29 protein-coding genes and 1 pseudogene are annotated in these 25,449 nt (G+C 59.9%); 17 read left to right on the top strand and 13 right to left on the bottom strand.

Features of this window, described 5'->3' with window-relative positions; all coding sequences use genetic code 11:
• The first annotated feature begins 181 nt into the window (after positions 1–181).
• Together NKJ75_RS22450 and NKJ75_RS22445 are read left to right on the top strand one after the other, a co-directional pair.
• Positions 182–1,516 carry a dicarboxylate/amino acid:cation symporter gene (locus NKJ75_RS22450; protein ID WP_502903912.1) on the top strand — a complete coding sequence of 445 codons (1,335 nt, stop codon included), beginning with the start codon at positions 182–184 and terminating at the stop codon, positions 1,514–1,516.
• Positions 1,517–1,651: 135 nt separating this feature from the next.
• Positions 1,652–2,233, top strand: a complete 582-nt coding sequence (locus NKJ75_RS22445) for a histidine phosphatase family protein (RefSeq protein ID WP_352500228.1) — start codon at positions 1,652–1,654, stop codon at positions 2,231–2,233.
• Between the two features lie 22 nt (positions 2,234–2,255).
• On the opposite strand, the gene NKJ75_RS22440 is transcribed toward NKJ75_RS22445, so the two are convergent.
• Complete coding sequence (locus NKJ75_RS22440; protein ID WP_023730995.1) at positions 2,256–3,008, bottom strand: pseudouridine synthase; 753 nt, start codon at positions 3,006–3,008, stop codon at positions 2,256–2,258.
• Positions 3,009–3,156: 148 nt separating this feature from the next.
• Here NKJ75_RS22440 and NKJ75_RS22435 point away from each other — a divergent pair, with 148 nt between their 5' ends.
• Positions 3,157–3,318: a hypothetical protein gene (locus tag NKJ75_RS22435; RefSeq protein WP_352500227.1), complete on the top strand. Its 162-nt coding sequence runs from the start codon at positions 3,157–3,159 to the stop codon at positions 3,316–3,318.
• Positions 3,319–3,346: 28 nt separating this feature from the next.
• Positions 3,347–3,556 (top strand): DUF768 domain-containing protein, encoded by a 210-nt coding sequence (locus NKJ75_RS22430; RefSeq protein WP_023669673.1) that lies wholly within the window; start codon positions 3,347–3,349, stop codon positions 3,554–3,556.
• A 104-nt stretch (positions 3,557–3,660) separates the two neighbouring features.
• On the opposite strand, the gene NKJ75_RS22425 is transcribed toward NKJ75_RS22430, so the two are convergent.
• Positions 3,661–4,119: a hypothetical protein gene (locus NKJ75_RS22425; RefSeq protein WP_023669674.1), complete on the bottom strand. Its 459-nt coding sequence runs from the start codon at positions 4,117–4,119 to the stop codon at positions 3,661–3,663.
• A 189-nt stretch (positions 4,120–4,308) separates the two neighbouring features.
• On the opposite strand from NKJ75_RS22425, the gene NKJ75_RS22420 reads away from it, so the two are divergent.
• The 3 genes from NKJ75_RS22420 to NKJ75_RS22410 all read left to right on the top strand — a co-directional run bounded on the left by NKJ75_RS22420 (position 4,309) and on the right by NKJ75_RS22410 (position 5,884).
• A complete protein-coding gene (locus NKJ75_RS22420; protein ID WP_023745324.1) occupies positions 4,309–4,572 on the top strand; it encodes a DUF982 domain-containing protein in 264 nt (87 codons plus the stop codon).
• 60 nt (positions 4,573–4,632) lie between these two features.
• Positions 4,633–5,232, top strand: a complete 600-nt coding sequence (locus NKJ75_RS22415) for an SOS response-associated peptidase (RefSeq protein ID WP_023745325.1) — start codon at positions 4,633–4,635, stop codon at positions 5,230–5,232.
• A gap of 232 nt (positions 5,233–5,464) precedes the next feature.
• Positions 5,465–5,884: a hypothetical protein gene (locus tag NKJ75_RS22410; protein ID WP_352500226.1), complete on the top strand. Its 420-nt coding sequence runs from the start codon at positions 5,465–5,467 to the stop codon at positions 5,882–5,884.
• 29 nt (positions 5,885–5,913) lie between these two features.
• On the opposite strand, the gene NKJ75_RS22405 is transcribed toward NKJ75_RS22410, so the two are convergent.
• Positions 5,914–6,645 carry a hypothetical protein gene (locus NKJ75_RS22405; protein WP_352500225.1) on the bottom strand — a complete coding sequence of 244 codons (732 nt, stop codon included), beginning with the start codon at positions 6,643–6,645 and terminating at the stop codon, positions 5,914–5,916.
• 319 nt (positions 6,646–6,964) lie between these two features.
• On the opposite strand from NKJ75_RS22405, the gene NKJ75_RS22400 reads away from it, so the two are divergent.
• The 6 genes from NKJ75_RS22400 to NKJ75_RS22375 all read left to right on the top strand — a co-directional run bounded on the left by NKJ75_RS22400 (position 6,965) and on the right by NKJ75_RS22375 (position 11,432).
• Complete coding sequence (locus tag NKJ75_RS22400) at positions 6,965–7,570, top strand: hypothetical protein (RefSeq protein WP_352500224.1); 606 nt, start codon at positions 6,965–6,967, stop codon at positions 7,568–7,570.
• 318 nt (positions 7,571–7,888) lie between these two features.
• The gene (locus NKJ75_RS22395) at positions 7,889–8,476 is read left to right on the top strand and encodes a recombinase family protein (protein ID WP_352500223.1); all 588 of its coding nucleotides are present in this window, start codon (positions 7,889–7,891) and stop codon (positions 8,474–8,476) included.
• Positions 8,477–8,865: 389 nt separating this feature from the next.
• Positions 8,866–9,165: a hypothetical protein gene (locus tag NKJ75_RS22390; protein WP_352500222.1), complete on the top strand. Its 300-nt coding sequence runs from the start codon at positions 8,866–8,868 to the stop codon at positions 9,163–9,165.
• Positions 9,166–9,940: 775 nt separating this feature from the next.
• Positions 9,941–10,552, top strand: a complete 612-nt coding sequence (locus tag NKJ75_RS22385) for a hypothetical protein (RefSeq protein WP_352500221.1) — start codon at positions 9,941–9,943, stop codon at positions 10,550–10,552.
• The gene (locus tag NKJ75_RS22380) at positions 10,545–11,243 is read left to right on the top strand and encodes a hypothetical protein (RefSeq protein ID WP_352500220.1); all 699 of its coding nucleotides are present in this window, start codon (positions 10,545–10,547) and stop codon (positions 11,241–11,243) included. Before NKJ75_RS22385 ends, NKJ75_RS22380 begins: the two co-directional genes overlap by 8 nt.
• A 30-nt stretch (positions 11,244–11,273) precedes the next feature.
• A complete protein-coding gene (locus tag NKJ75_RS22375) occupies positions 11,274–11,432 on the top strand; it encodes a hypothetical protein (protein ID WP_352500219.1) in 159 nt (52 codons plus the stop codon).
• A 764-nt stretch (positions 11,433–12,196) separates the two neighbouring features.
• Here NKJ75_RS22375 and NKJ75_RS22370 read toward each other — a convergent pair.
• Complete coding sequence (locus tag NKJ75_RS22370) at positions 12,197–12,685, bottom strand: hypothetical protein (RefSeq protein ID WP_352500218.1); 489 nt, start codon at positions 12,683–12,685, stop codon at positions 12,197–12,199.
• Positions 12,678–13,547 carry a GIY-YIG nuclease family protein gene (locus NKJ75_RS22365; protein WP_352500217.1) on the bottom strand — a complete coding sequence of 290 codons (870 nt, stop codon included), beginning with the start codon at positions 13,545–13,547 and terminating at the stop codon, positions 12,678–12,680. The genes NKJ75_RS22370 and NKJ75_RS22365 overlap by 8 nt, the downstream gene beginning before the upstream one ends.
• A 93-nt stretch (positions 13,548–13,640) precedes the next feature.
• Here NKJ75_RS22365 and NKJ75_RS22360 point away from each other — a divergent pair.
• The 4 genes and pseudogenes from NKJ75_RS22360 to NKJ75_RS22345 all read left to right on the top strand — a co-directional run bounded on the left by NKJ75_RS22360 (position 13,641) and on the right by NKJ75_RS22345 (position 20,389).
• A pseudogene (locus tag NKJ75_RS22360) lies at positions 13,641–15,156 on the top strand (type I restriction-modification system subunit M).
• A 19-nt stretch (positions 15,157–15,175) separates the two neighbouring features.
• Positions 15,176–16,360 (top strand): restriction endonuclease subunit S, encoded by a 1,185-nt coding sequence (locus NKJ75_RS22355; protein WP_352500216.1) that lies wholly within the window; start codon positions 15,176–15,178, stop codon positions 16,358–16,360.
• Entirely contained in the window at positions 16,357–19,659 is a 3,303-nt protein-coding gene (locus NKJ75_RS22350; protein WP_352500215.1) for a type I restriction endonuclease subunit R, read from the top strand. The genes NKJ75_RS22355 and NKJ75_RS22350 overlap by 4 nt, the downstream gene beginning before the upstream one ends.
• Entirely contained in the window at positions 19,646–20,389 is a 744-nt protein-coding gene (locus NKJ75_RS22345; protein WP_352500214.1) for a M48 family metallopeptidase, read from the top strand. The genes NKJ75_RS22350 and NKJ75_RS22345 overlap by 14 nt, the downstream gene beginning before the upstream one ends.
• 41 nt (positions 20,390–20,430) lie before the next feature.
• Here the strand turns inward: NKJ75_RS22345 and NKJ75_RS22340 are convergent, their stop codons facing one another.
• The 8 genes from NKJ75_RS22340 to NKJ75_RS22305 form a co-directional block, all read right to left on the bottom strand.
• Complete coding sequence (locus NKJ75_RS22340; protein ID WP_352500213.1) at positions 20,431–21,015, bottom strand: hypothetical protein; 585 nt, start codon at positions 21,013–21,015, stop codon at positions 20,431–20,433.
• A gap of 3 nt (positions 21,016–21,018) precedes the next feature.
• Positions 21,019–21,825, bottom strand: coding sequence for a tyrosine-type recombinase/integrase (locus NKJ75_RS22335; RefSeq protein WP_352500212.1), 807 nt, complete (start codon positions 21,823–21,825; stop codon positions 21,019–21,021).
• Positions 21,822–22,673: a hypothetical protein gene (locus tag NKJ75_RS22330; protein WP_352500211.1), complete on the bottom strand. Its 852-nt coding sequence runs from the start codon at positions 22,671–22,673 to the stop codon at positions 21,822–21,824. The genes NKJ75_RS22335 and NKJ75_RS22330 overlap by 4 nt, the downstream gene beginning before the upstream one ends.
• A gap of 373 nt (positions 22,674–23,046) precedes the next feature.
• Complete coding sequence (locus NKJ75_RS22325) at positions 23,047–23,310, bottom strand: Ros/MucR family transcriptional regulator (RefSeq protein WP_155921730.1); 264 nt, start codon at positions 23,308–23,310, stop codon at positions 23,047–23,049.
• 18 nt (positions 23,311–23,328) lie between these two features.
• Positions 23,329–23,532, bottom strand: a complete 204-nt coding sequence (locus tag NKJ75_RS22320; RefSeq protein ID WP_352500210.1) for a hypothetical protein — start codon at positions 23,530–23,532, stop codon at positions 23,329–23,331.
• Positions 23,533–24,222: 690 nt separating this feature from the next.
• Positions 24,223–24,501, bottom strand: a complete 279-nt coding sequence (locus NKJ75_RS22315; RefSeq protein WP_023817018.1) for a class I SAM-dependent methyltransferase — start codon at positions 24,499–24,501, stop codon at positions 24,223–24,225.
• The gene (locus NKJ75_RS22310; RefSeq protein ID WP_156941094.1) at positions 24,498–24,809 is read right to left on the bottom strand and encodes a hypothetical protein; all 312 of its coding nucleotides are present in this window, start codon (positions 24,807–24,809) and stop codon (positions 24,498–24,500) included. The genes NKJ75_RS22315 and NKJ75_RS22310 overlap by 4 nt, the downstream gene beginning before the upstream one ends.
• A gap of 419 nt (positions 24,810–25,228) precedes the next feature.
• Positions 25,229–25,449: hypothetical protein (locus NKJ75_RS22305; RefSeq protein WP_352500209.1), on the bottom strand; the 221-nt coding region annotated here is incomplete at its 5' end.

The following is a 25,449-nucleotide window of genomic DNA, read 5'->3' as shown; positions in this document are numbered from 1 at the left end:
TCCGCACTTGCGGTTGCGGCGCACCAGCTCGGTCGACAAAAATCTCCAACAAAATCAATGGCTGCGGTATGCCGCACAGTCTGGCACGGCAGTTGCAGTGGCCAATACAGCAGTCGCAAGGCTGCGGAAAACAACTGCCCCGGGAGGTCGAGCTTTCGATCGGGGCGCCATGGAGGACGTCATGCAGCCAGCATTCGCTGCCGCCGAACCGCGCGGCAAGCTACCCTTTTACCGTCATCTCTACGTGCAGGTCCTGACGGCGATCGCCGCCGGCGTGCTGCTCGGTCATTTCTATCCCGAACTCGGTGCTTCGCTGAAGCCGCTCGGAGACGCCTTCATCAAGCTGGTCAAGATGGTGATCGCGCCGGTCATCTTCCTGACGGTGACGACCGGCATTGCCGGCGTTTCCGACCTGAAAAAGGTAGGCCGCGTCGCCGGCAAGGCGATGATCTATTTCCTGGTCTTTTCGACCCTGGCGCTGGTCGTCGGCATGGTCGTCTCCAACGTCGTCCAACCGGGCGCCGGCATGCACATCAATGCGGCGACGCTCGACCCCTCGAAGGTCGCCACCTTCACCGAGAAGGCGCATGACACGACCATCGTCGGCTTCCTGCTCAACATCATCCCCGACACCATCACCGGCGCCTTCGCGCAAGGCGACATCCTGCAGGTGCTGTTCTTCTCGGTGCTGTTCGGCATCTCTCTCGCTCTGGTCGGCGAGCGCGGCCGCCCGGTCGTCGATTTCCTGCAGGCGCTGACCTCGCCTATCTTCCGCCTGGTCGCCATCCTGATGAAGGCCGCCCCCATCGGCGCCTTCGGCGCCATGGCCTTCACCGTCGGCAAATACGGCATCGGCGCGATTGCCAACCTCGCCTTTCTGATCGGCACCTTCTACCTGACGTCGCTGCTCTTCGTGCTGGTCGTGCTCGGCGCTGTCGCTTGGTACAACGGCTTCTCGATCCTCGCCTTGATCCGCTACATCAAGGAAGAGCTGCTGCTGGTGCTCGGCACCTCGTCCTCGGAAGCCGCTCTTCCCGGCCTGATGGCCAAGATGGAGCGCGCCGGCTGCAACCGCTCGGTGGTCGGCCTGGTCATCCCGACCGGCTATTCCTTCAACCTCGACGGCACCAACATCTACATGACGCTGGCGGCGCTGTTCATCGCCCAGGCGACCGATACGCCGCTCACCTATGGCGACCAGATTCTGCTGCTGCTGGTTGCCATGCTGAGCTCCAAGGGTGCCGCCGGCATCACCGGCGCCGGCTTTATCACGCTGGCCGCCACGCTCTCTGTCGTGCCTACGGTACCCGTTGCCGGCATGGCGCTGATCCTAGGGGTCGACCGCTTCATGTCGGAATGCCGGGCGCTGACCAACTTCGTCGGCAATGCAGTGGCGACGATTGTCGTGGCGCGCTGGGAAGGCGAACTCGACCAGACCAAGTTCGCCGCCGCCATGGCCGGCACATTGTACGAGGAAGCCGACCTGGCGCTGTCGGGCGATCTGCAGCCCGCCTGACCGCTCCGGGCACTGACGTTTGAGCACAAGGCCGCAGCCGATTTGGTTGCGGCCTTTCCTTTTCCGCCTGCACGTGGCTGGCGCTGGCCGGGCCCTCCCGGGTAGGGTGCGGACGTAAAACCGAAAGGCCGGCGCATGAGCAATCCGTACCCCGAAATCTACCTCGTCCGTCACGGCGAGACGGAGTGGAGCGCTTCGGGAAAACACACCGGCCGCACCGACATACCGTTGACGGCAAAGGGCGAGGCGGCAGCTCGCGGCTTGGCGGACCGGCTCAAGGATCTGTCCTTCCAGGCGGTGTGGTCGAGCCCGTCGCAGCGAGCCTTCAGCACCTGCACGCTTGCCGGCTTCGGCGCTGCTGCCGTCAAGAAGGACGACCTGCAGGAATGGGACTATGGCGCCTATGAGGGCGTTAAGACCAAGGAGATTCTTGTGCAGCGCCCCGGCTGGCAATTGTTCCGTGACGGCTGTCCCGACGGCGAGTCGGTAGCGGATGTTGGTGCCAGGGCCGACAGGATCATCGCCGGGCTGCGGGCAATCGAGGGCAATGTGCTGGTGTTTTCAAGCTCGCATTTCCTGCGCGTGCTGGCCGCGCGCTGGCTCGGTCTGCCACCCGAAGGCGGTGCGCACTTCGTGCTTGATACCGCGAGCCTCAGCATCCTCGGCTATGAGCACGATCTGAGCGAGCCGGTGATACGCAGGTGGAACCAGAAGTAGTGTTTCTCAGCAAGCCTGCCTCTTAACGCGCGAGCACCGCCAATTCCTCCGATGTCAGATGCCGCGCCTTGCCCTTGGCGAGCTCGCCGAGCTGCAAACCGCCGATCGCCACCCGAACCAGCCTCAGCACCTCGATGTCGAATGCCCCGAGCAGGCGGCGGATCTGGCGGTTGCGGCCCTCGTCGAGCACGATTTCCAGCCAGGCTGTGCGGCCGCCGCTGCGCAGCAGTTCGATCGAACTTGCGGTCAGCAGTTCGCCGTCGACGATCGCTCCGTCGCGAAAGCGCGCCAGCATCGCTTCGTCGGGCGCGGTACCGATCTGCACATGATAGGTCTTGGCGACATGCGAGGCCGGATCGAGCAGGCCGTTGGCCCAGCGCGTGTCGTTGGTCATCAGCAACAGGCCTTCGCTGGCCTTGTCGAGGCGGCCGACCGGCGACACGAAAGGCAACTCCAGATCCACCAGGCAGTCATAGACGGTGCCACGATCCTGCGGGTCATCGCGCGTGGTGACCTGTCCGCGCGGCTTATTGATCATCAGGTAGACTTTTGCCTCGCCGACGATCTGCTCGCCGTCGACAGCGATGCGGTCGCGGCCGAGATCGACGCGCAGCGACGGATCGCGCACCACCTTGCCGCCAACCCGCACGCGCCCTTCGGCGATCAGCAGCTCGGCCTGCTTGCGCGAACACAGGCCGAGTTTGGAAAGCGCCCGGTTCAGGCTGACGCCTGCGCTCGCGGCCTGTTGTCGGACGATGTCTGGCGGCCTTGCCATGTCCTGCTTGTCATCCCAATGATCGGCATCGACAAATGCCACGCCCCGCATTGGCTTCGCAACCTGCCGCGGCATCAACATCACGGGTCGCGGGAGCGGGGCTGTTCTCAAATACGATGTGTCAGGGGGTCGGGCTCAACAGCCCGCCATGGAACGCTGCCCCGCGACGGACGTTGTTGCCGACGAGCGATTTGTCGCGAAAGGCACCGCCATGAAGAAAATCTACCGAAAGCCGACGCTCGTGAAGCGAGGCAGGCTCACCAGCCTGACGGCTCAGATCGTCGCTTCTGGGGTCATTCTGGGGGAATGATCCCCCAGATAACGGAAGGGATAAATCGATGAGCGAGCGCGGCGTTGATTTCCTGCAGGGCTGGATCCACGAGCACCTGCCGGGCGAACTGCCTGCCGACAAGGCAACGGCTCGAACCCTAACCACGCGAGCTGCCCTGGATGCTCGGCATTTAGGCCTTGAGGTCAGCGAGATCGAAGAGGATCTCGGTCCGCTGGAACGGGTGATTTTCGAGGCGCTGGATCAGCCCGATATCTGAGCCCCGACATCTGAGCCCCCGATATGAGGCCATTGCAGGCGATATTGGCCCATCGCCATCTTGGCGGGGGGCTTTTCCGTGATGGCATCCGTGGGTGCGCAGCCCTAGGCAGCCCGCGCAGCTGACGCTCCCCGTGCCGGCGGCAATTCGAACACAGTGGCGCCGTTCTCTCGGCCGCGTTCGACATAACCGATGACACGGAACCATTTGCCGACGTCGGCCCGCTGCAGCCAGCTGCGCGAGTGGATGGGAAGGTTGCCGGCCAGCGCCTGAATGTGGCGGATGTGGCGCCTGCAGAAGCGGACCGTCGCGGCGCTGAAGAAACCCTCCTGCGCGGCAAACAGCGTGTCGGCGGCGTCGCTGTTCTCGTGCCAGGCGACGATCGCCACCGTCTTGTCGCCCTCGACCAGCGCGTGCGCCCGGCCTTCCTTCAAATTCATCATCAAATTGTCGTAGGCAACCTTGCTGTCCTTGCCGGCGGCCACATACTCGTCCGACATCCGCGTGGACAAATCCCGGAAAACACTTTCGAGGTCGCCGATCGTAGCTGCGCGTGCTCGCATTTCTCCTCCTGCAGCCCCGGCAGGCAGTTTGCCCCAGGGAAAGGGGATCACCAAGCAAATCAAATCCGCCATTTGGCCGATGCGCGCAAAGTGATTTCAGAAGGCGGGTTTATTGCGTTGGCAAATCGCTCCCGTGGAACCGAACTTGCCTCCCCCGAATTGACTCGCGATCGCGTTCGGAGGGGAAGCATGCAAGATCAGCATTTCGATGAGCCGGTTCGCGTGGCGCTCGGCAGGTCCAGAAACATGATCTACAAGGTGGAGCGTGTCGCGCAGGCCGCTGACATCCTCATGAACCGATGGCCCGTGAAGACAGGCGGCTATCACGTCGCCGCCCGCAAAGCCTGCCTTGGCGTTCTGGAAGGCCTTCAAGAGGCGCGCTATGCCCGCGCCGCCTTCGTCAACGCGGCGATCGAGGCCGATATACTGGTCGAGCGCGACCGCGAGGGTTGAGCGGTCCATCGCCTCTTTGTTTGGCGTGAGGTAAACTGGCAGACCGGTCGGGAGCCTTCCATGTGCAACGACTATGAGCAGCATATTCTCTGGGCTGAATATTGCCGGATGCTGGAGTCGCTGGCACTCGAGATCCCGACCCATCAGACCGAACTTGACCTGCCGCGGGTTGATGACATCCATATCAACGATCCAGCCCCGATCATGCGCGCCGCCGGCGACACTGGCGTTGTTGAACTGACGTCGATGACGTTTGGATTTCCGCTGGCCGGCCCGAAAGGCGGACCAGTGTTCAACTTCCGCTCCGAAGGCCGGCAATTCGCCGGCAGCAAACGCTGCCTCGTGCCGGCATCCGCCTTCTTCGAGTTCACGGGCACGAAGTATCCGAAGGCAAAGCATCGCTTCACGCTCAACGGCTCGCCGTTCATGGCCATCGCAGGGCTTTGGCGTGAAGCTGCCGGCAACAAGCCGCCAACCTTCACCATGCTGACAACCGAGCCTGGACCGGATATTGCGCCCTATCACAGTCGGCAGGTCGTGGTGCTTCGGCCCGGCGATTGGGCGGCTTGGCTCAGTCTGACGAAGCCGGAAGCCGAACTGCTGCAGCCGCTTCCAGCCGGCTCGCTGCGCGTGGAGACCGTGCGCCCCGAAAGTTCATAACTCGGTTGCGCAGGCTTGCCGGCACAGCCGGCAGGCCGAGATCAAGCATTTGATGTCTTCAAAGAAAACTGGTGCCCAGAGGCGGATTGCGCTCTTACGTTCGTTTCTCGTTGATTTGTAACGATATTCCGATCCGCCGTCCATCGATTGTTGCACAGGTCTGTGACACAGCCTCGGACGCAACAAGATTGTCGGGCAGTGATTGCGGAGAACATGCAAGGGCCTATTCGGGATGGCAAAGCGCAAGGTCAAGAAACGAGACCCAGACCTCTTTCTTATAGCCAAGATCGAAAGCCAAGAGATTGAGCTGGGGCCTAGTTACGACGTGTCGGAGGAGCCTCCCTACCGCATAGGAACCCATATCGAGCTGTTGGGCGAACTTGAGGCCCCGCTCAAAGGGGTTACTGCCTTGGGAGTTTCGATCTCTGAGTTAAGGAGCCCGCTTCGGGAGAGCTGGCTAAAAGAGGGAATGATATTTGCGGTAAAGCCTGTCGTACGGGTCTCGTTGTGGGTCGACCGTCGAGGAATGGATCATCTGGTTGCACTTGCTACGGCCAGACGCCTGACAGACGTCCATCTTTGGACCAAGGTCCCGCGCTACGGAAAGGCTCAGCTCATCAACTGGTCGCTTAGGACCGCACCAGACGAGTAATTTCCCAAGCCCGGCTGGCGAGGAGAGCTCTACTCGTTCGTTTTGTGTTGTCGCGTCAGGAGGAGTTGTTGGTCGAGAGGTCTGTCCGTACGGAGATGGCCAAGAAAGCCACGCGGAGGTTCACCGCCTTCTAGTGCCAGCATGGGATATTGCTCGTCCTCAAATCTGTACTCGGATGGTCGCAAAGCCAATTTCGGTTCCAAGGGCGCAGGCAGACGCGACCCGTATTCGTCCGTGATTGTTCTAATCACGCTCTCGCGCTCAGCCGATTCTAGATCAGAAAGTCCGATCCTCAGCTGGTCGACAATTCGCTGCAGTTCTTGTTCCATCTGGTGTTGCGGCTCCGACGGAAGACGGCGCTGCAGATCCTCCAACCTGTTGATCGCCCGCAGTAGCCGACCAGGTGTCTCTGTTCGCCGTTCCTTGCGTACGATGTCGGCCTTTGGAACGCCCACGGTTTTGATGAACTGTTCGTTGAAAGTTCCAGCAAACTCGCGTGCATCATGGACCATTTCGGCCAGACCCTGTTTAAAGTCCGGATAGATTGCAATCTGACCGTATACAGCTAAGCCGGCCAAAAACACCTTCACGCGTGTCTTGGTGCTTCCCGGTTCAATTGAGACAACGAGTTCTACACCGCCAGGAAATACCCTGTTGGCAGTCTCATACGAGAGGCTCTCTGCTATCCGCCCCCATTCCTCAAAAACGTAGTCTGATTGGGAATGGTGGGTGTGAATGTAGGCCTGGGCGATCTGAGTCATATGCAATCCCCTTCATTCCTCACCGGAGTGCCAGAGGGGTCTCTCATGCGAGACCTCCAATTCACGTAACAGATCGAGGACTTCCCCCCCCCCGGGGTGCTTAGGTTACTCGCGACTACGGTACCGATCCCAGAACTTGTGCCCGAGTGCGGCTGCACCAGCCCTCTATGGCACGCCTTTGAAAAACGCAATGATTCGGTTCAAGCAGGCCGCGCGGAGGTAGCGCATGGTGCCGCGCCTCCTGTGTCTTCCTTATAAGGGAGGTTGACCCTTCCAAGGAAGGCAGATAGAATTGGCTGTCAATTCCTCGGAGAAACCAATGGCCCAAGTATCTTTCATCAAGGCAACCAAGCTCGTTGAGCTTCTCAAATCCGCCAACGGGGGCGGCGATCTGAGCGTCAGCGTACTTTCCAGCAATCAACTGGCCCTCGGCGTCGATCCGCTTAACCCCACAAGCTTGATCGATCTCTCTGGGGAGACAGTACGGTCAATCAGCCCCGACGGAGCCCCGAGAGAGGTGAAGCTTCCAGGGGCGGATGCCTCCCTCGGGTCTTTCCGCGCCTCCCGTCAGACAGGTAGCTACACGCTGAAATTCAAAGGCGCGACGACGGATTGTTGGTCGCTCAGAAACCTACTCGAAGCAGGCTTGAAGTCTCTGGAAGCATATCAGCCTGGCGTTCTCGACAAGTTATCCGCCATCAAGCCACGTACGAAGCGGATCGTAGCGCGTGACCCGTTGCACCTTTTTGATCAAGCTGACCTAGCCCACAAGTACGCCCAGCCCCTAATTGAAGGATGGTGGTTCGGAACAAACAACTCAGCTGAGGAGACGAAAACATGGTTGCGGCGCGGCGCTGAGCTTGCTGGGCTCCGGTGGGGTAGCGACATCTCCATCGGCATGCCAGTAGACCGTTGGTCCCACTAGGCGCCCGGAATCCGGCTGGGGTAGCTCACGCGAAGCCTTCTGTTCACGTGACAGCGGGCGGATTTCCCCCCTGCCGCCTCAACCGGCGTCGATACGCATGCGGGTTTGGCCGATCGGGCAGACGGTGCGGTGCTTCACGGGACGTTGGACGCGCCCGAGCAAAGCACGAGCATCCCTCAAGGACCGTCTCAATAGGGCAAGGCCTAGTGAGTCCGCCGAAAAGGTCTTGATGCAGTCTCACAAGAATTGGCATTGACATTTTGAGACGATCGTATCAAAGAGTGTAAGACTTCAACGATCCTGACGGAGCGTCCAGCGATGAAGACCCCAGCGACCACGCCAGCCGGAGCCGGCCAGCTTGTCGGTTACGCCCGCACCTCCACCACCGACCAGAAGGCCGGGCTTGAGGCCCAGCTAAGAGACCTCTCCGCTGTCGGGTGCACCAAGGTCTTTCGCGAGGAGCTTTCCTCCGTGGCCGCCAAGAGGCCCGAGCTGGAGAGGACCTTGGACTACCTTCGCGAGGGAGACACCCTCATCGTCACCAAGCTTGACCGACTTGCCCGCTCCGTGGCTGATCTCGTGGATATCACCGCCAAGCTCCGCGCCAAGAGTGTTGCCCTCCGCATCCTGGCGATGAACCTCGATACGGCAACCCCGACAGGAAAGCTCATGCTCAACCTCCTGGGGTCGATCGCGGAGTTCGAGCGGGAGTTGATGCTGGAGCGGCAACGGGAGGGTATCGCCAAGGCCAAGGCCGAGGGGAAGTACAAGGGAAGGGCTCCCACGGCCCAGCGAAAGGCCGCCGAGGTCATCAGGCTCAAGGCAGAGGGCAAGACCGGGGACGCCATCGCCGAGGAGCTGGGGATTGGGAGGGCGAGTGTCTTCCGCATTCTCCGGTCGGCGTAGGGCCGGCACCCTCCGTCATTGCACAGGTTAAACTTGTTGCCTGAGGGCTCGGCGTGGCCATACTGGGGAGCGCAACTCTAACAGGGAGACTGCGCATGACCGCCCCGACCCTGGCACCACTCCCGGTGTCCTCCGAGGAATTCCAAGACCCAACAACCGCCATTGCCTTCGCCGTCGACTGCCTAGAGGACTTCGAGATTGGTCCTTTCCTGATGGACTGGAGGGCCAGGCGAGGCCTTGAGGGTTGGCTCCAGCATGTCATTTCCGTACGCGCGGAGGTTGCCGGGTTCGACTCGGATGATACTGGCAGCCCCTCGGGGTTCGGTGCAGGCTGAGCCATCACCCGCCTCCTAGAAGCCACCCGGCTCATCAAGTCCCATGCCCGAGACATGCCGCTGGGCATCTCCATCGCTTTCCTGGCGGCTGCCATCTGCGGATTTGACCCTCGGAGCCCTGGCGGTGATGCGATGACGTTAGAGGAGCTTGCGAAACGCGTGGACGTATCGCCCACCACAATGTCCCAGCATCTTAGGTACCTTGGCCCCGGATACCGGAAGGGAACGCCTGGCCTCGGGCTGGTGGAGACCGCGCGACATCCCGACAATGGCCGCAAGAAGATCGTCTTTCTGACTGCCAAGGGGCGCGACCTGATAGCGAAGATCGACCGCCTGTTGGCTGGTCCCGGCTAAGGAGCTGAAAGGGCGGCGCTGCGGATGGTCCACGGTGGGCGAATTGGAGGTCTACTCGCGCCCGGTAGGGCCCCTACGATGCCGCCACTGATCGAGGGCAATCCCTTGAAATTCCTCGGAATGGTAAAATAGTGCGTCTAGTAAATCCGCCAACTGTTAAGCAACTGATTGAGTTTGTTTGAGAAATTTCTAAAACCTACTTGCAGTTGCCAGAAGCTTTCGTTATTTGAAGGCCGTATTCCAAAATACATCACTCACAAAAATTGAAACTCTACTGCGTAACACCCTCCTTCAACAGGGTGGTGCCGGGATATGCCCAAGACATACGTCCAGGGAGCCGCCCTCTATTTGGACACGCCGATGCACAGCAAGGATGATGCCTACTCCGCTTCCCCTTGAAGCGATGGACCACACAGACTTACGGCCCTCCGCGCGAGGGTTAGGGCGGCCTCTGACAGACGGGCCTAAGCACATACCATCTGTCCACTCGGCTCGAAGAGGGTCGGTGCTGCTCCTCCCATACGGCGCTTAGGTAGCTAGGTGGAGAACACGGGATGAGGGGTGGAAATGGTCCGGGAGTGACGCCCTCCCGCTGATGATGACACGGCAGTGTCGAAACCGCTGTGCACGAGCCGCGCACCTATCGCCCCCCAACAAGCAATCCAAGGCCACCCATGGAGTGGCGGCATCGCCCACCCTCCAGGCCCTGGGCAAGGCCGGGAGCGGGCGCGGCGACCAACCCAATGCCAACGCTGACAAGGAAGGAGACAACCTAATGTCTGTCATAGAAGTTCCATTCGACCCTGAGGAGATAAACGATCCGACTACCCTCCGCGCGATCATCGAAATTGATCGAGGGCCGCGACCGGAAGCCTTTGCCCCGCCTCAACACGCCGGTTCTTACGGAGTCGTTCTGTGGGGGCAGAGGGACTTGCATCACCTCTGGGGGGCCGGCTGCGCCAAGAGCGACGATACCCTCAGAGCTGCCGCCGTACTCCGCGTCCTAGAGCACCGGCAGAAGGACACCAAGCTCTTCGTCCACACTAAGGGGCTGGTGGGCCAGCTCGCCCACGTGTCCCGCAGCAAGGGCTTCAAGGCCGACCTTAAGGCGCCTTTCGACGGCTTCGAGTTTCTGAAGCCCATCCAGGAGGCCCGGGATCGCGGAGAGTGGGGGTTGGTGCCGTTCAAGGCGAGAGTGGAGGAGCCAGAAGGATACCACCGCGCGGTCCGGTCCGCGAAGTCCGGGCTCCGTGTCGCCCTCAAGATGCTTCGCATAATCTCGACCATCGCCGCCCAGCACAAGGACCCTTTCAACTTCATCGCGGCTACCGACAACGACCCTGACCCGGATGGCCTGATAAGCCGCCTGGAGGCTGCCCATGGATAGCGGCAAGTCTCCTCACGACATTGAGTACCGCGCCGCCGCGCCCTCCGATCTCTCACCTCGCCGCTGTGCCGCATGGGGTTGCAACAACCTCACCCAGCGCTCCGCCAGGAATGGCCTTTCTGAGACCCTATGCAAGCGCCACGTCGAGTTCAGACGCCGCCATGGCACCCACTGGCGGAGGAGCTACACCATGGCAGAGCTAAGGCCGTTCCAGGCGGGTTCGAGGCGGTGGCTCAAGGCGCACCGGGGCGACCATGACTTGGTGCAGGTCGTCGCTGCCCTCGATGGCCTTCTGGCCGGAAGTGGCACCCCTCGGACTGCGCAGGATGCCCGGTGGGCCGGCACGGAGGAGAAGGTTCGCAACGCATTGGCGAGGCTCCACCATGCGGGCAAGTCTGGGGAGCAGCTCCTCTTGATCACCCTGACTATCAAGGCCGCCCAGTCGGCACTTGGCCCGCGAGCACACCAGGAGTTCCAGTACGTCCAGATCGCTAAGATGACCCACCGCCTGGCCTCAGGTACGCACATCAGGTCCAGCCTCTGGGGCGACCGCCTCGCTATGCCGGAAGAAGGTCGCGAGGAGTTGAGGGCGCTGGCAGATAGATTTCCGAATGTCGAGATCATGGAGGCCGTTCGCTCTTCTGTCGGCTTTCGGCACGAAATTCGAACCCTGCACCGGCCTGCCGGGTAGGTGCTTACCGGGGCGATGCTGGAGGCGCACATGTGCAATGTCTACAACATCACCACTAGCCAAGACGCCATCCGCGAGCGGATCCGCGCCATGCCGAACCTCATAGGCAACATTGAGCTCTCGCTGGATGTCTATGCGGAGCAGGAGCCGGAGAAGGCGCTTCTGGAGGCCGTAAAGCTGGCCGCCTAAGCGATTGGTGCCCAGAGACGGGTTGCGCGTGCGATATCGCCGTCCGCACTTTTCTATGAGTTTTTTAGCCGTTGGCGTCTGGTTGTTGCACGGCTCTGCAACACAGAGTTCGTTGAGGGTTCCCCATCCACAGCAGGAAGTCGCAGAATGCGCGTAACCGGGTCCCAAGTCAGTGGGTCAACGGGCACGTGGTCGCCTTTGCTATCCTCACCAACCTGACGGAGCGAGCCAGCCATCTCGTTTTGCAGAAGTCTTACGAAACCGCCTCGCGCCTGCCAGATTTGCTGCCTTAACTCCATACCTTGGCTGTGACCGTGCACCGCCAGATGTCTTGCGACATAGCAGGCCTTCAGCACCTGATCCAACACACGTACGCGAACACCTTCGTCAGCCGGTGATCCGTCTCCAGATGGCACATTCGGAAAGAATAGTCTGCCTCGGTCTAGCAATGCGCTGGCGCGATGGCTAAGCGTCTCGATGGCGGCCAAACTGTAACTGCCCCCCCTCTGTCAGCGGCGCACACGCGGTTTCGATTTCCGCCATAACGTCGATGACCTCACTGCCCCACCGTGTCATCTCCGTGTCTCGCTGGCGTTCCCTGTCCTTCTTTTCCCCGTCCCGGTAACGCTTGTCAGTCCGCAGAGCCAGATAAGACTGAATGACTGTCGTCGTGCCAAACAACACGGCAGCTAACGCCGCGACTGATTCCCATCCCATACTTCCCTCCCATCGCCCGCGTTGCGCTGAGCGCCGCAATACTATCACTAATGGTTGTCGAATGTGTTGTGAGGTGTTCCTAAGGCGACAGCGCAGTAGACCTCCAGAATGGCTTGGTTGACTGGGTCGGGTTCGAGCACATACCGGAATTCCATGGTTCGAATCCTTGCCTTCGCTGCGGAAAAGTGTCTTCGAAAGTCTAGGTCTTTCATCTTCTCAGCACGAGTGTCGATGTGACCCTTGACGTAAGACCTGCCAGTTCGCCCGCTCGTCGCACATGCCAGCCGATATGCGAAGGCAGCAACGCCGTCGCCAGAGCTTTCGCGACGATGTGCGTAGAACCGGCCGATGATGTCGTTGGTGCGACCCACATATAAGTGACGTGCATCCTCCGTCAGCAGATAGACGCCTCGAAGGCGCCTGTCCGGTGGCAGGTCCTTCGAGGGGAAACGATCGCCCCGAACGGGCTCCATTTCAACAAGTCGATTGAACGATGGCACAAGCGTCTCAACCGTTTGTTGGAAATTCTCATGCATCGGACGACCCTCCAGCCGCACTAACAACGGCATCCCAACCCGCAGAAACCTGGGGTAACGGGAGAGAGATGCGCTCGCCTGTCGTTCGGTGGGCCCGGAAGTGATCGAGGATCCTTTGTTCAACATCGTATGCTGTCTGGGGGGCCTCGAATCGTGCAAGTCGCTCGATCTGCCACTCCTCATCCAAAATTTCGGTTGGGATGTGGGCATTGATTTCGTCCAGTCGGCGATCGGGATCGACGCTCATACCGACTTTCCAAATATCTCGGGCGCCGAACCTCAACAGATAAGTGAAACAGGGGCCGTCGCAGCTTCTGATAACTAGCGCCTCGTAACTTGTGGGAGGCGGTCCTTTGGACTGTCGCCTTGAGGTCCGTCGCTTCACCTCAATTAGCTTGCTAGCGGAGAGTGCGAACGGCCTCGACAACGGCACTTCAAAATGTGGAAGCCTCAGCATCTTAGATGCCAATCCCTTCGGCAGCAGCCAAGGATTGCGTCTAGCACTCATCGGAACTCGACCAATCTCAGTCCTCGTCACGGGATAGGGTTCTTCGAACTGCCATGCTCGGAGCGCCCTGACCGCCCAAGGCCATTGGAATTTCCCAAATTCTTCAGTTCTCGCGGCGATCATCGCTTCCGTAAAGTATTGCTCAACGCGCCCTCTCTCGTCGCCAAATTCCATCATGCCTACGATCTTGCCACGCATCGCATCAATGCGGGCCCCTTTGGTGGCTAGAAAAACCATCCTGCTTCCGGGCTCAAATCCCTCGAGGAGGGATCGAGCGGCGGCCTCCGAACTGAAAGTCACAGCCGGCCACCCGATTGGATCGAACCCGTGGAAGTACTTTGCAAACACCTTCATTCAATTGCCCTCCGACCGCAGAATGCCTTGTGCGTTTCAGATTGCAATGCGCAACGCGGGCTGATGTATTCGATCCGATCCGAAGGGGGCATCATGGCGGCAAGCAAAGTCACACAGGCGGAAATCAACAAGGCGGCGTGGGCTGCCTGCGACACCTTCAGGGGCACGGTCGACGCGTCGGTCTACAAGGACTACGTGCTGACCATGCTGTTCCTGAAATACATCTCGGATGTGTGGAAGGACCACTACGAGACCTACCGCAAGGAGCACGGCGACCATCCCGACCTCATCGAAGCGCTGATGAAGAACGAGCAGTTTGTGCTGCCCAAGGGCGCGAGCTTCTACGATCTCCACCTCGATCGTCACAAGGCTGGCAACGGCGAGCGCATCGACAAGGCGCTTCATGCCATCGAGGAGACGAATGGCAACAAGCTGCGCGACGTGTTCCAGGACATATCCTTCAACGCCAACAAACTGGGCGACGAGGAACAGAAGAACGATATCCTTCGCATGCTCTTGGAGGACTTTGCAAAGGATAGTCTGGACCTCAGGCCAAGCCGTGTCGGCAGCCTAGACATCATCGGCGGCGCATACGAATATCTCATTTCGCGTTTTGCGGCGTCCGCCGGCAAAAAGGCGGGCGAGTTTTATACCCCGGCCGAAGTTTCCACCTTGATGGCGCGGCTGGTCGAGCCCCAGGAAGGCGACGACATTTGCGATCCGACATGCGGTTCGGGGTCGCTGTTGATGAAGTGCGGCCAAGAAATCGCCCGTCACACTGGCTCAAGGAAATACGCGCTCTACGGCCAGGAGGCGATCGGCTCGACCTGGGCACTGGCCAAGATGAACATGTTCCTGCATGGCGAGACCAATCATCAGATCGAGTGGGGTGACACCATCGGCAACCCGAAGCTTCGCACTTCGGAAGACCAACTGCGCCATTTCGACGTCGTGGTCGCCAACCCCCCCCTTCAGCCTCGACAAATGGGGATCTGAGAAGGCTGCAGCCGATCGCTTCGGCCGCTTCCGCCGGGGTCTACCGCCGAAGACCAAGGGCGACTATGCATTTATCCTACACATGATTGAGACCATGAAACCGCGCACGGGCCGCATGGCTGTTGTCGTACCGCATGGCGTCCTCTTCCGGGGTTCGAGCGAAGGCGAAATCCGCCGCAAGCTAATCGAGGAGAACCTTTTGGATACGGTCATCGGCCTGCCCGAAAAGCTGTTCTTCGGCACCGGTATTCCTGCCGCCCTACTCGTCTTCCGCAAAAAGAAGCCCGACGACAGCGTGCTCTTCATCGACGCCTCGCGGGAATACGAGGCCGACGCCAATCAGAACCGTTTGGGCGAGGAGCAACTTGTGAAAATATTCGCCGCTTTCGACGATCGTATCTCAATCGATGGATACGCCTATATGGCGACGGCCAAGGAGATCGCAGATAATGACTTCAATCTCAACATCCCGCGCTACGTTGACACCTTCGAGGAGGAGCAGCAGATCGATCTGGTGGCGGTGAGGGCCGAACGGCTTAAGCTGAAGACCGAAATGGCCGAGCTTGAGGCCAGAATGGACGGATACCTGAGGGAGCTTGGCTATGGTGCCTGAGGGGTGGCAGGAGAAAAGGTTGGTAGACCTAATTGATGGGGCCATTCGAAATGGCTTTTCCCCGAATCCCCCCGATCTGAAAACCTCCCGGCGTGTACTATCTCTGTCGGCCTTGACGTCCAAAGGTCTTGATGCCACCGCTACTAAACCTGCGCCCGAGATTGAAGCCGTACTGCGGACAGAGCTTCGGGATGGAGATTTCCTGATTAGCCGCTCTAATACTCGCGAAAGGGTCGGATTTTCTGCAATGTTTCGAGGCGAGGTAGAGAGATGTAGCTATCCCGACTTGATGATGCGATTCCGGGCTGATCCGGCGAAGGTCGTAGCGGAATTTCTGGAACAAACGCTTCGGGGACAGACAGCGTTGAGCTACCTGCAGTCAGCTGCGTCCGGAACAAGTAGTTCAATGGTCAAGCTGACCGGACCAGTTGTCGCCAATACACCAGTAAAAATTCCCCCTCTCCCCGAACAGAAGAAGATCGCCGAAATCCTCTCGACCTGGGACGGTGCCGTCGAAACGACCGAAAAGTTACTTGCCAATGCCGAAGCCCAGAAGCGAGCGCTGACGCAACAATTGCTCACTGGTAGGATGCGGCTGAAGGGCTTTGGGGGGCCATGGTTGCAAAAGCCTCTTACCGAGATTGTCACGCGTATCCAACGGAAGACCGATGGCGGGAACCATCCTATCCTTACGATCTCTTCGACCTCCGGCTTTATCAGGCAAGACGAGAAATACAGTCGGTACATGGCCGGCAAGAGCGTCGAGAACTACCTGCTCCTCCATAGAGGTGAGTTCGCCTACAATAAGGGGAATTCGAAAACTTTTGAGTTCGGATGTGTTTTCGATCTGGAGGAATTCGAAACCGGCCTTGTCCCCCATGTCTATGTCTGCTTCCGCTTAAACGAAGGGCTCAGTCATCGCTTCTTCAGAGCTTTGTTCTCTGCCGACTACCTTCGGCCACAACTCGGCCGTTTGGTGAACACGGGGGTACGAAATAATGGTCTCTTGAACATCAGCCCTGCCCAGTTCCTGGGCACGAGGGTCCCCGTCCCCTCAGTCGCAGAACAGGAAGCCCTTGGGACAGTGCTGGACGCTGCAGCCGCAACCGTAACGCAGCATCGGCGGAGCCTGCGCATTCTCAAGAATGAAAAATCCGCCCTGATGCAGCTGCTTCTCACTGGTAAAACGCGGGTCACCGTGTGAACGCCCCGGAGCGCCCAAGGACCGACGAGGAAACCCAGGCCAAGGTCCCGGCGCTCGCTTTGCTGCTGAAGCTCGGCTGGTCCTACCTGTCGCCTCAGGAGTGCCTGAGGTTGCGCGGCACCGAACGGGCTGTATTGCTGGAATCTATGCTGCGCGACCATCTCTCGGCCTGGCGCTTTGGCTATCGCGGCGCGAGCCATGCGCTCTCCGCTAGCGGCGTCGCCCAGGTTTTGAAGGCGCTCAATGACACCGGCCTCAACGAGGGCCTCACGCCGGCCAACGAGCGGGTCTGGAAGCATCTGGCCCTTGGCGTGACCGTATCCGAGTTCATGGCGGACGGGCACAAGCATTCCGTCACCGTGCCGCTGGTTGACCTCGCGGTTCCTGCCAACAATCGCCTCCACGTCACCGAGGAGCTTTCCGTCGAACGGGAGGGCGGCCATGGCCGCTTCCGGCCCGATATCGTGCTCTATGTCAATGGCATCGCTTTGGCCGTTATCGAGGCCAAGCGCCCCACCGGAAGCCGTGCCGAGAAGCTGATGCTGGCCGAAGGGGTCTCGCAGCACCTCCGCAACCAGAAGCCTGACGGCATCCCCGCGCTCTATGCCTATGCCCAACTCCTCCTCTCCATCTCCGGGCAGGACGGAAAATACGCCACCACCGAAACCCCGGCCAAATTCTGGTCGCTGTGGCGCGAGGAGGAAATTCCCGCCGCTGACATCGACGCAATGGTCAACACCAAGCTGACGGTCCTCCAGCACTCTGCGCTTTTCGCCGAGCGCCCGACCCATGTCCGCGCCTTCTTCGATGGCCTGTGGTCGAAACCCGTCGCCACGACCGCACAAGATCGGCTCATCGTCAGTCTGTTGCGGCCCGATCGCCTTCTGGAGTTCATCCGCTACTTCCTCCTTTTCGATCGCAAGCTCGGCAAGATCGCCGCCCGCTATCCCCAGGTCTTCGGCATCAAGTCGATGCTGGCGCGGATGGAAAAGCGCAACCGCGATGGCGGACGCGAGGGCGGCGTCATCTGGCACACCACCGGCTCGGGCAAGTCCTTCACCATGGTCTTTCTGCTCAAGGCGCTGCTGATCCACAACGCACTTGCCCGCTGCCGCATCATCGTCATCACCGACCGGGTCGACCTGGAGCGCCAACTGTCGACCACCTTTATGGCGGGCGGTGCTTTCGGCTCTGCGGTGGCGACTAAGAAGGACGGTGAGAACGCCAAGGCGTCGTCAGGTCGTGACTTAGCGCAGCGCATCGGCTCCGGCACCGAACGCATCATGTTCACGCTGCTGCAAAAGTTCAATTCGGCGACACGCTTCGAGGAATGCCACAACGCGTCCGAAGACCTCATCGTGCTGGTCGACGAGGGGCACCGCAGCCATGGTGGCGAAAACCATGAGCGGATGCGCAAGGCGCTGCCCAACGCCGCCTTCATCGCTTTTACCGGGACGCCGCTGCTGAAAGACGACAAGACGCAGAACAAGTTCGGGCCGATCCTCCACGCCTATACAATGCAGCGGGCGGTGGAGGATGGGACGGTCACCCCGCTGCTCTACGAGGAGCGCCGACCGGTGGTCGACGTGAATGCCGAGGCGATCGACAAATGGTTCAACAAGATCACCATGGGGCTTTCCGATCAGCAGCAATCCGACCTGAAGAAGAAGTTCGCCACCCGGGGCAGCGTCTACCGCGCCGGCAACCGTATCGACCTGATCGCCTTGGATATCGCTGTGCATTTCTCGCAGAACTTCAAGGAGCTTGGTACCGGGCTGAAGGCGCAACTGGCGACCGACAGCAAGCTCTCAGCCATCCGCTACAAGCAGGCGCTCGACGCGACGGGCAAAGTCTCCAGCGCGGTCATCATCTCGCCGCCCGACACGCGCGAAGGCCATGAGGACACCGACGAGGCGAACACCCCAGAAGTCCAGAAATGGTGGGCCGCCAATGTTGGCAACGATGCGGAAGGATATGAGCGGCGTGTCATCGAGGATTTTGGCACGCTAGGTAAGCCCGACATCCTCATCGTCGTCGACAAACTGCTGACCGGTTTCGATGAGCCGCGCAACGGGGTGCTCTACATCGACAAATATCTGAAGGAGCACAATCTTCTCCAGGCCATCGCGCGGGTGAACCGCCTTCACGAGGCTAAGCAATTCGGCTTTCTGATCGACTATCGCGGCATCCTGACGGAACTCGACACATCGCTGAAGGACTACCAGGACCTCGCCGAGCGCACGCAGGGCGGCTATGACATCGAGGATATCGAAGGCACCTTCGCCAGCGTTGCGACCGAGTACAAGCGCCTGCCTGGCCTTCATGCCTCGCTGTGGGCAATCTTCGGCAGTGTCAAGAATAAGGGCGACCGCGAGCAGTTCCGCCTGGTGTTGACCCCGGATTCGGTTCTTGGCGAAGACGGCGCAAGCTACGATCGGAATCAGAAAGTGCGCGAGGATTTCTATTCAGCGCTGACCGAGTTCGGCATGTGCCTGAAGCTCGCCCTTTCCTCACGCACCTTCTTCGAGGACGGCTCCTTCAGCGAGGCGACGATTGCCGGCTACAAGAAGGACCTGAAGTTCTTCACCGAGCTGCGCATCCAGGCCAAGCAAGATGCTATGGAGACCGTCGACTTTTCGGCCTACGAGGAGCAGATACGCAAGCTGGTCGACAAGCAGGTCGTCGGCGTCGAGATCAGGGAGTCGGAAGGAGTTATCGACCTCACGGGCTTCACCGACCACACGCAGGCAGGCTATGACGCGTCAGGGTGGAGTGACGATAAGGCCCGCGCCGAGACCGATGTCATCAAGACCCGGCTGACCAAAACCATCGAACAGACGTTGGCCGATGACCCCTATGCCCAGGCGGTCTTTTCCGACCTGCTGCGCCAAGCGATCAGGGAGGCGGAATCCCTTTTCGATCATCCGCACAAGCAATACATTCTGTTCAAGGACCTGGAGGAGAAGGCGCGGATGCGGGCCAATCCCCATGTCCCCGACCGTTTTCCGGACAATCCCCATGCGCAGGCCTATTTCGGTCTGTTCCCTATCGTCATGGGCGAGGTCGCCGCGCGGGATCGAGGTGAGGACTGGCTTGTCGCCGAAGCCTTCCACATCGACGGGATCGTGAGCAACTCGGTAGCGACCTTCTCGATCAATCCGGCCAACATCGAGGCCGACATCAGGAACAGGCTCCTGCCGCGCTATTTCAAGGCGCTGGGAGGGCTGGACAAGGCCCAGGCGCTGGTAGACCGCATCGTCGAAATCGTTCGCCTGGGGGCATCCCGTGGCTCTCTCTGAGCGCAACCTGTCGACGCTCCGCTATGGCGACGAGAACATCGCCTATGCCGTGCGGATAAACCCTGCCCGGCGCGAGCGCATTGCCATCCATGTCCATCCCGATGGAGCCGTCGAGGTCGAGGCACCCGAGGATGCCAGCGAGGAGGCTATCCGCAAGGCCGTGATGAAACGCGCCCGCTGGGTCCTCCGGCACGTCACCGACGCCCGGAAGCGCTTCGAACATGTCCTGCCACGGCAATATATCAGCGGCGAGCAGGCGCTTTATCTAGGTCGCCGCTATGTCCTGAAGGTGATTCAGGCGCCCAAGGCCGAGCGGTCCATCAAGCTGAAGCGCGGCCTGCTTGTCGTCGCGACCGACAACACCGGCAAGGCGGCGCTTCGGGCTCGCATGCGGGCCTGGTATCGTGTCAAGGCGCGGGACTATTTCGCCGATCGCATCGAGGCAATCTCAAACTCGCTGCCCTGGGTCCAGGAGCCGCCGCCCTTTCGACTGCTCGACATGAAGCGGCAATGGGGAAGCTGCGCGACGGCCGGTTCGGTCACGCTCAATCCTTTTCTCGTCAAGGCCCCGCGCGAGGCGGTCGACTACGTGATCACCCATGAGCTTTGCCATCTCAGGGAGCACAATCACAGTCCCGAGTTCTTCCGCCTTCTGACGCGCTCTATGCCAGGCTGGGAGGCCATCAAGTCGCGCCTCGACCACAGCGCCGAGATCATTTTGAACGATTGACTCGGGCGTCGGGACCCAATGAACGACAATAGGCCAAAGCCTCACGCGCTTGCCGGATTGGCGCTTTTCAATCGGTGCGCCGGCGGGGGTCCGTGCGGAAATTCGATCCTCACGCCCAGCGCTTGAGAGCCCTTCTCTATGACCTTGTGTATTTTCTCGTACGTGTAGGCTTGCAAGACGTCGATTAGGGTTCGAAAGTCCTGAAACTCGTTCCCCGGAATGCCGAAAGCAATAGTAGGCTTCACACGTAGAATGCCCTTCCTCAATTCGACTTCCATCGAGAACTCGATGTCCCTGCCGTCGCCCTCATGGGCGTACCGCTTGTTCCGTATCTCCATGATGCGGTCGTGGGTCGCCCTGAGGCCCTCCGTGCTGTAGACGGAATTGCGGTTAAGCCGAGGAAATTCCTCAGCTGCGTCGGTGAAGAGCCGCCCGTACGTGACCGTAAAGGCCAGCAAGAGCCCGTCAATCTCCAGCACATTGTCCAGAGTGCGGGCGATCTTGAGCGTTTCCATTTTGTGAAGGTAGTGATCTGCATTGCTCACGCACATCATCACATGCCCCCATCTCACGAGCGCCTGCATGTGGCGGCTAGCTTTGATCTCTTCGGGCGACACTTTTGTCATCATTCATCCAACCTTGAACCTTGGGAAAGCGTCCATGGCCTTCGCCTTGGTGAGCAGCGTGACACCGCCATAGCCTTCGCCGACCGTACGCGGGTCGTGACCACAGATTGCGTCGAGCACCTTGTCCTGGATACCAGCCTCTGAGCCGATGGTCTTGAAGGTATGCCGCCAGGCGTGGTTCGGCTGGATGTTCGGGTCTTTGACAACGGTGCGCACAAACTCGGTGATTCGGTTCTTGGCGGTCCTCCAGGCGGCCCTTTCCGCGCCCGACCACATGAAGAGGTGCCCATCCGCCGCAGCATTCACAAAGGCAGGAAGTCCCATCTCGACAAGATGCGAATGAAGCGGCACCTCCCGGCGCTCCTTGTCCTTCACGGTTCCCGCTTCCGGCGTGATGGTGATGATCCAGTGGTCGCCCTCTTTGCGGACGTCCTCCTTACGCAGCTGGACGATCTCGCCGACGCGAGCGCCGGTATAGGCGCAAAGCCAGGGGACCCAGCGCTTCAGGCCATGGCGCTGAGGCTTCTCCTTCGAACCCTTCCTGACGTTCGCCGAGGCCGTGAGGATGCCCGTGATTTCCTTGGGGGTGAACCAGCTTTCGCGAAGTCGTCGCTGCTTTCCGACCTTGATGGTGATGCCGGTAGCGGGATTCGCCTCCATCTTCCTGTTGTTGACCGCCCAGGTGAAAACGCTGCGCAGACCGGAAAGGTAGCTGTCCTTCACTGTCTTGGCGCTGAGCGTCTTGCCAGTCTTCGGATTGACGCTCGCCAAGAGGTGATCCTTGAAGCGAACGAGGTCGTCGGCGGTCACGCGGGTAGCGTCGTCGTGCTTGAGAAATCCGCCAGCGTTACAGCCGCCTTCTGGTAGCTTTCATGGGTGCTTGCAGTCAGGCCAGACGCTTTAGCCTCCTGCCACCAGGATTCGACCAGTCCCGTAAGCGAGATGCCCAATGCGGTCTGCGGGCCGCCGGGAGACTTCCACTCGGGGAACCGCTCGGAACGAGGATCAGGAGAATAGTCACCGCCCACCTTCCTACCTCTGGCCTCCATCCCCTCGCGGAGCGCCTTCACGAATTCCACAAGCACCATCGGACGGGACGCTGCGTCAATGGCCGGAATGCCGCGAGCAAGCAGCAGCCGGTTGACGAGCTGCCCCACAGCATTCTCCATGTTTGCAGAATCCCCGTCCTCCTTCAGCCTACCTAGCTTCTCGACGATGGACGCATAGGCCGCCGCCATTAGGTCGAGGTCCAAGCTGTCGTCGCGCTCCACGGTGCCGTCCGGGTTCTGCACAAAGGAGATGGAGTTGCGGTGGTCGTAATCACTCGCCCAGGCACGGTAGAGTTCGCCGGAAAGCGCGACAGCCTGGCGATGCGTGAGAGCGACCGGCCTATTCTCCCGAAGCGATCGGAAGATTTGCTCCAGATATGCGACAGCATCCGCCTGTCGGCTCTTCACGACGCTGGGGTCGCCGGTCTTCAACGAGAAGCGAATGCTTTCGGTCTTCGGTGTGATGGTGACGAGCGCCGTCTCTTCGCCGATCGGGACAGCCAGCTTCATGCCCACCATGCGATCTCGCAGGTCAGCGGGGATGCGCTGGACAAATTGCTGCTTAGAGGAACCTGTTCGCTTCACGGGACGGACCAGCCGATAGAGCATAGTTGCACACCTTTGTAACACAGTCAGGCGAGCGCAACATGCTGATTTGGCTGATCTTCTTGATCTTGTTGGGGTAACAAGAAAGATGGTGCCCAGAGGCGGAATTCAAGTGAAGAAAATCCCGTTTTGCTTTCAGATACTTAGGGGAATGTTAGCCGCATCTGCTACCAACATAAATACCAACAAAATATTCCTGTGGATTGGTTCGGTTCCTGCTATTTCTCTCAATGCCTTGCACCTGCACCTTGTCTCTTCCGGTTTAGTCTACATCCTTCTTGGTCATACCTCATCATGCGGGGTCGAGTGAAGACCACGGCTGGCCAAGACGACTTAATCAGAACGGATGGCCATTGCGCCCAATATCGGGATCGCTTTAGGCGGTTTCTGAAAGCCGACATCGTGCGAAGAACAGGTGGCTATTTACGGGTCCTGAGACCTTGGCCCATACCACCGCTTTATAGGGTGGACGCGGCGCAGCGAAAAGCGCCGCCAGCCGTTCCTCATGTTGCTCCAGGCTGATGATGTGATCCGCGAACACAGACTTTTTTGGATTTGCCGCAGGCACAAGCTCTTTCGCAACCGGTGCGATTTGGCTGCTCAAACCTGACAATGAAGCGGTTTTTTCGCTACTCCGCATTTCTGACTCGATATATCTCTATATCTCTTGCGCCTCGTGCAAGCTCTGCCGGGCCTGTTGCAGTGATTGATGCAAGTTCGCCAGCAATTCGTCGGCGTCGGCCGTCGGACTGCCTTCGTGATCCAGTAAGCCAACGATAATATCCTGCTTGGAAACGATGCTCTCGTTGTGAACGAATTGGCCCATAAAATACATGAGCCGGCTCTGTGCCGGTGTGGGCATGGGCCTTCTCCCTGGTCGGGCGAAAGCCTGATGATCGCTCCCAAGCGCCTCGTGCCTGTTTGTTTTTGATTTTTCGAGGCGACGCAGCAGTGTGCGCTCGTTAGCAGGCAATGGGAACCGGCCAGGCAATTGCAGCATCCACGCTGCGCACGCCGCCCTGACCGCGCGTGCCGGTCCCCTGGCGTCGCTCGGCCGCTACTTCAGTGTTTCTGGTTGACAATCGTGGCCGGCGCACCGCATTTTCGCGTTGAGGGACAAACCTGGGGATCCTGCATGAAGAAGACTTATCAGAAGCCCGAATTAAAGAAGCGTGAGAAGCTCTCGGCCGTAACGGCTGTGTGCACGCCATCAACCTGCACCGATGAGTGAGAACCTTTAGGCCCCAAGGCGCTTTGCCGAAATTCGCTAGAGAGGGACTGCAGTGAAGAAAGAATACAGCAAGCCAGTACTGACCAAACGTGGGCGTCTCAGCGCAGTGACGGCGCAATTGGCACCCAGTGTTGAACCCAGAGGAGCCTAGGCAAACCACGGCCCTGCAACAAAGCCAGTTGGCTTCGGCAGCGGGCTTCTCCGCTTCCAGGCGCCGAAACCTATCTTCGTATGCCTGTCACAACGAGCCAGGCGGTTTCCGTGCTCGGTCTCCGCACTTCAGGGTCGCTGAACCCTGCCTCTCGCAAGGCAGCAATGACCTCATCCGGCTCGCGAGGTGTAAAAAACATCGGCCGGCATGTTCATCCGGTCCATATGTGCCTTCGGGAGGAAGCCCAGCACGACGCGACCGCCTGGTTTGAGGACGCGATGGAGCTCTGCGGATCCAGCTCTAAGGCTTTGCCAGAAGTACACTGTGTGGACGCTGAGAGCCTTGTCGAATGTGCTATCCGGCAAGGGCAAGTCCTCGACTAGCCCGGTTCGGAACTCGGCTCGTCCGGCGCGCACTGCATCGGCGAACCGGTGGGAGGCAGCGTTCACGACATCTGCGAGCGATCAACACCGCAAACGAATGCTGCCTCACGGTTAAGTTGCGGCAGTAAAACTGCGCCGCCGAAACCGACCTCCACGGCACGATCTGCCGTTACCAGTTGCAAATGATCGAGAGCGTAGCCGTTGAGCCGGGCATTGCCCCGGTTCATTCCGGCCCGGACCAGCCAGCCGCCGGTTCGGTCGGCCAGGACAGTGGTTTCGCTATAAATCGTGGCGCCATCCGATCCCACATGGCGCTCGTTGGGGGGAACTCGCCCCCGTCGGATCAGCCGCCTCTGTTGGACCTGATTATCCAATGATAATCCCAAGAGTATCAGGTCATGCGTGGAGTGGTGCCAAGTTTTTGCCCATCGTCTTCGCCCTCCGGAAGATGGAAGACAGCAACAGTCGGGCCCGTGCTTTCCTTCCTGGGGTGGCGCGGGCCGCCGTCGCCTAGCCTTTGCACGAGCCGGTGATGATGGACGCGAATTTGTTGCTGCTGCGAGCCACACCTACCATTTGGCGGAGCTCTTCGCATATCTCTCTCGCGTCTTGGCGCGAAATCTCGGAGAGATAGCGCAGGATTATGGCCTCTTCAGTCAAGGCCTCCTGAATGTGATTCAATTCCGACAGCTTCCGATCGATAGAGCTCATCCATGCACCATGCGCCTAGAAGCGGTGGCGCGCAAACGCTGGTTCGATACTGAAAAATGAAGGCTGCCCAGTTTTTCCTGCCTCACTGATCCAGTTCGAGCGGCTCATGGTCCGGTTGCTCGTGCCCCATGACCTGGCGGAAGTCACGCCGGTCGACCCGCTGGCCGCAGATGGGGCGCGCACAGAATTCCCAGTCAGGGTCATGTGGCTTGCCGGGCATGGGCGGTCCGAGGTTGGCTATTCTGGCCGTGCCCGACCGAACCCGTCGTAGCGGCAAAACTTCTGCAAGGCGTGCCCGTTGTC

This window comes from Mesorhizobium sp. M0058 (genome assembly GCF_040323095.1).
In the GTDB taxonomy this organism is placed as follows: domain Bacteria; phylum Pseudomonadota; class Alphaproteobacteria; order Rhizobiales; family Rhizobiaceae; genus Mesorhizobium.
Note: the sequence above shows the minus strand (reverse complement) of the source record. Positions and strands in the feature narration are given on the sequence as shown.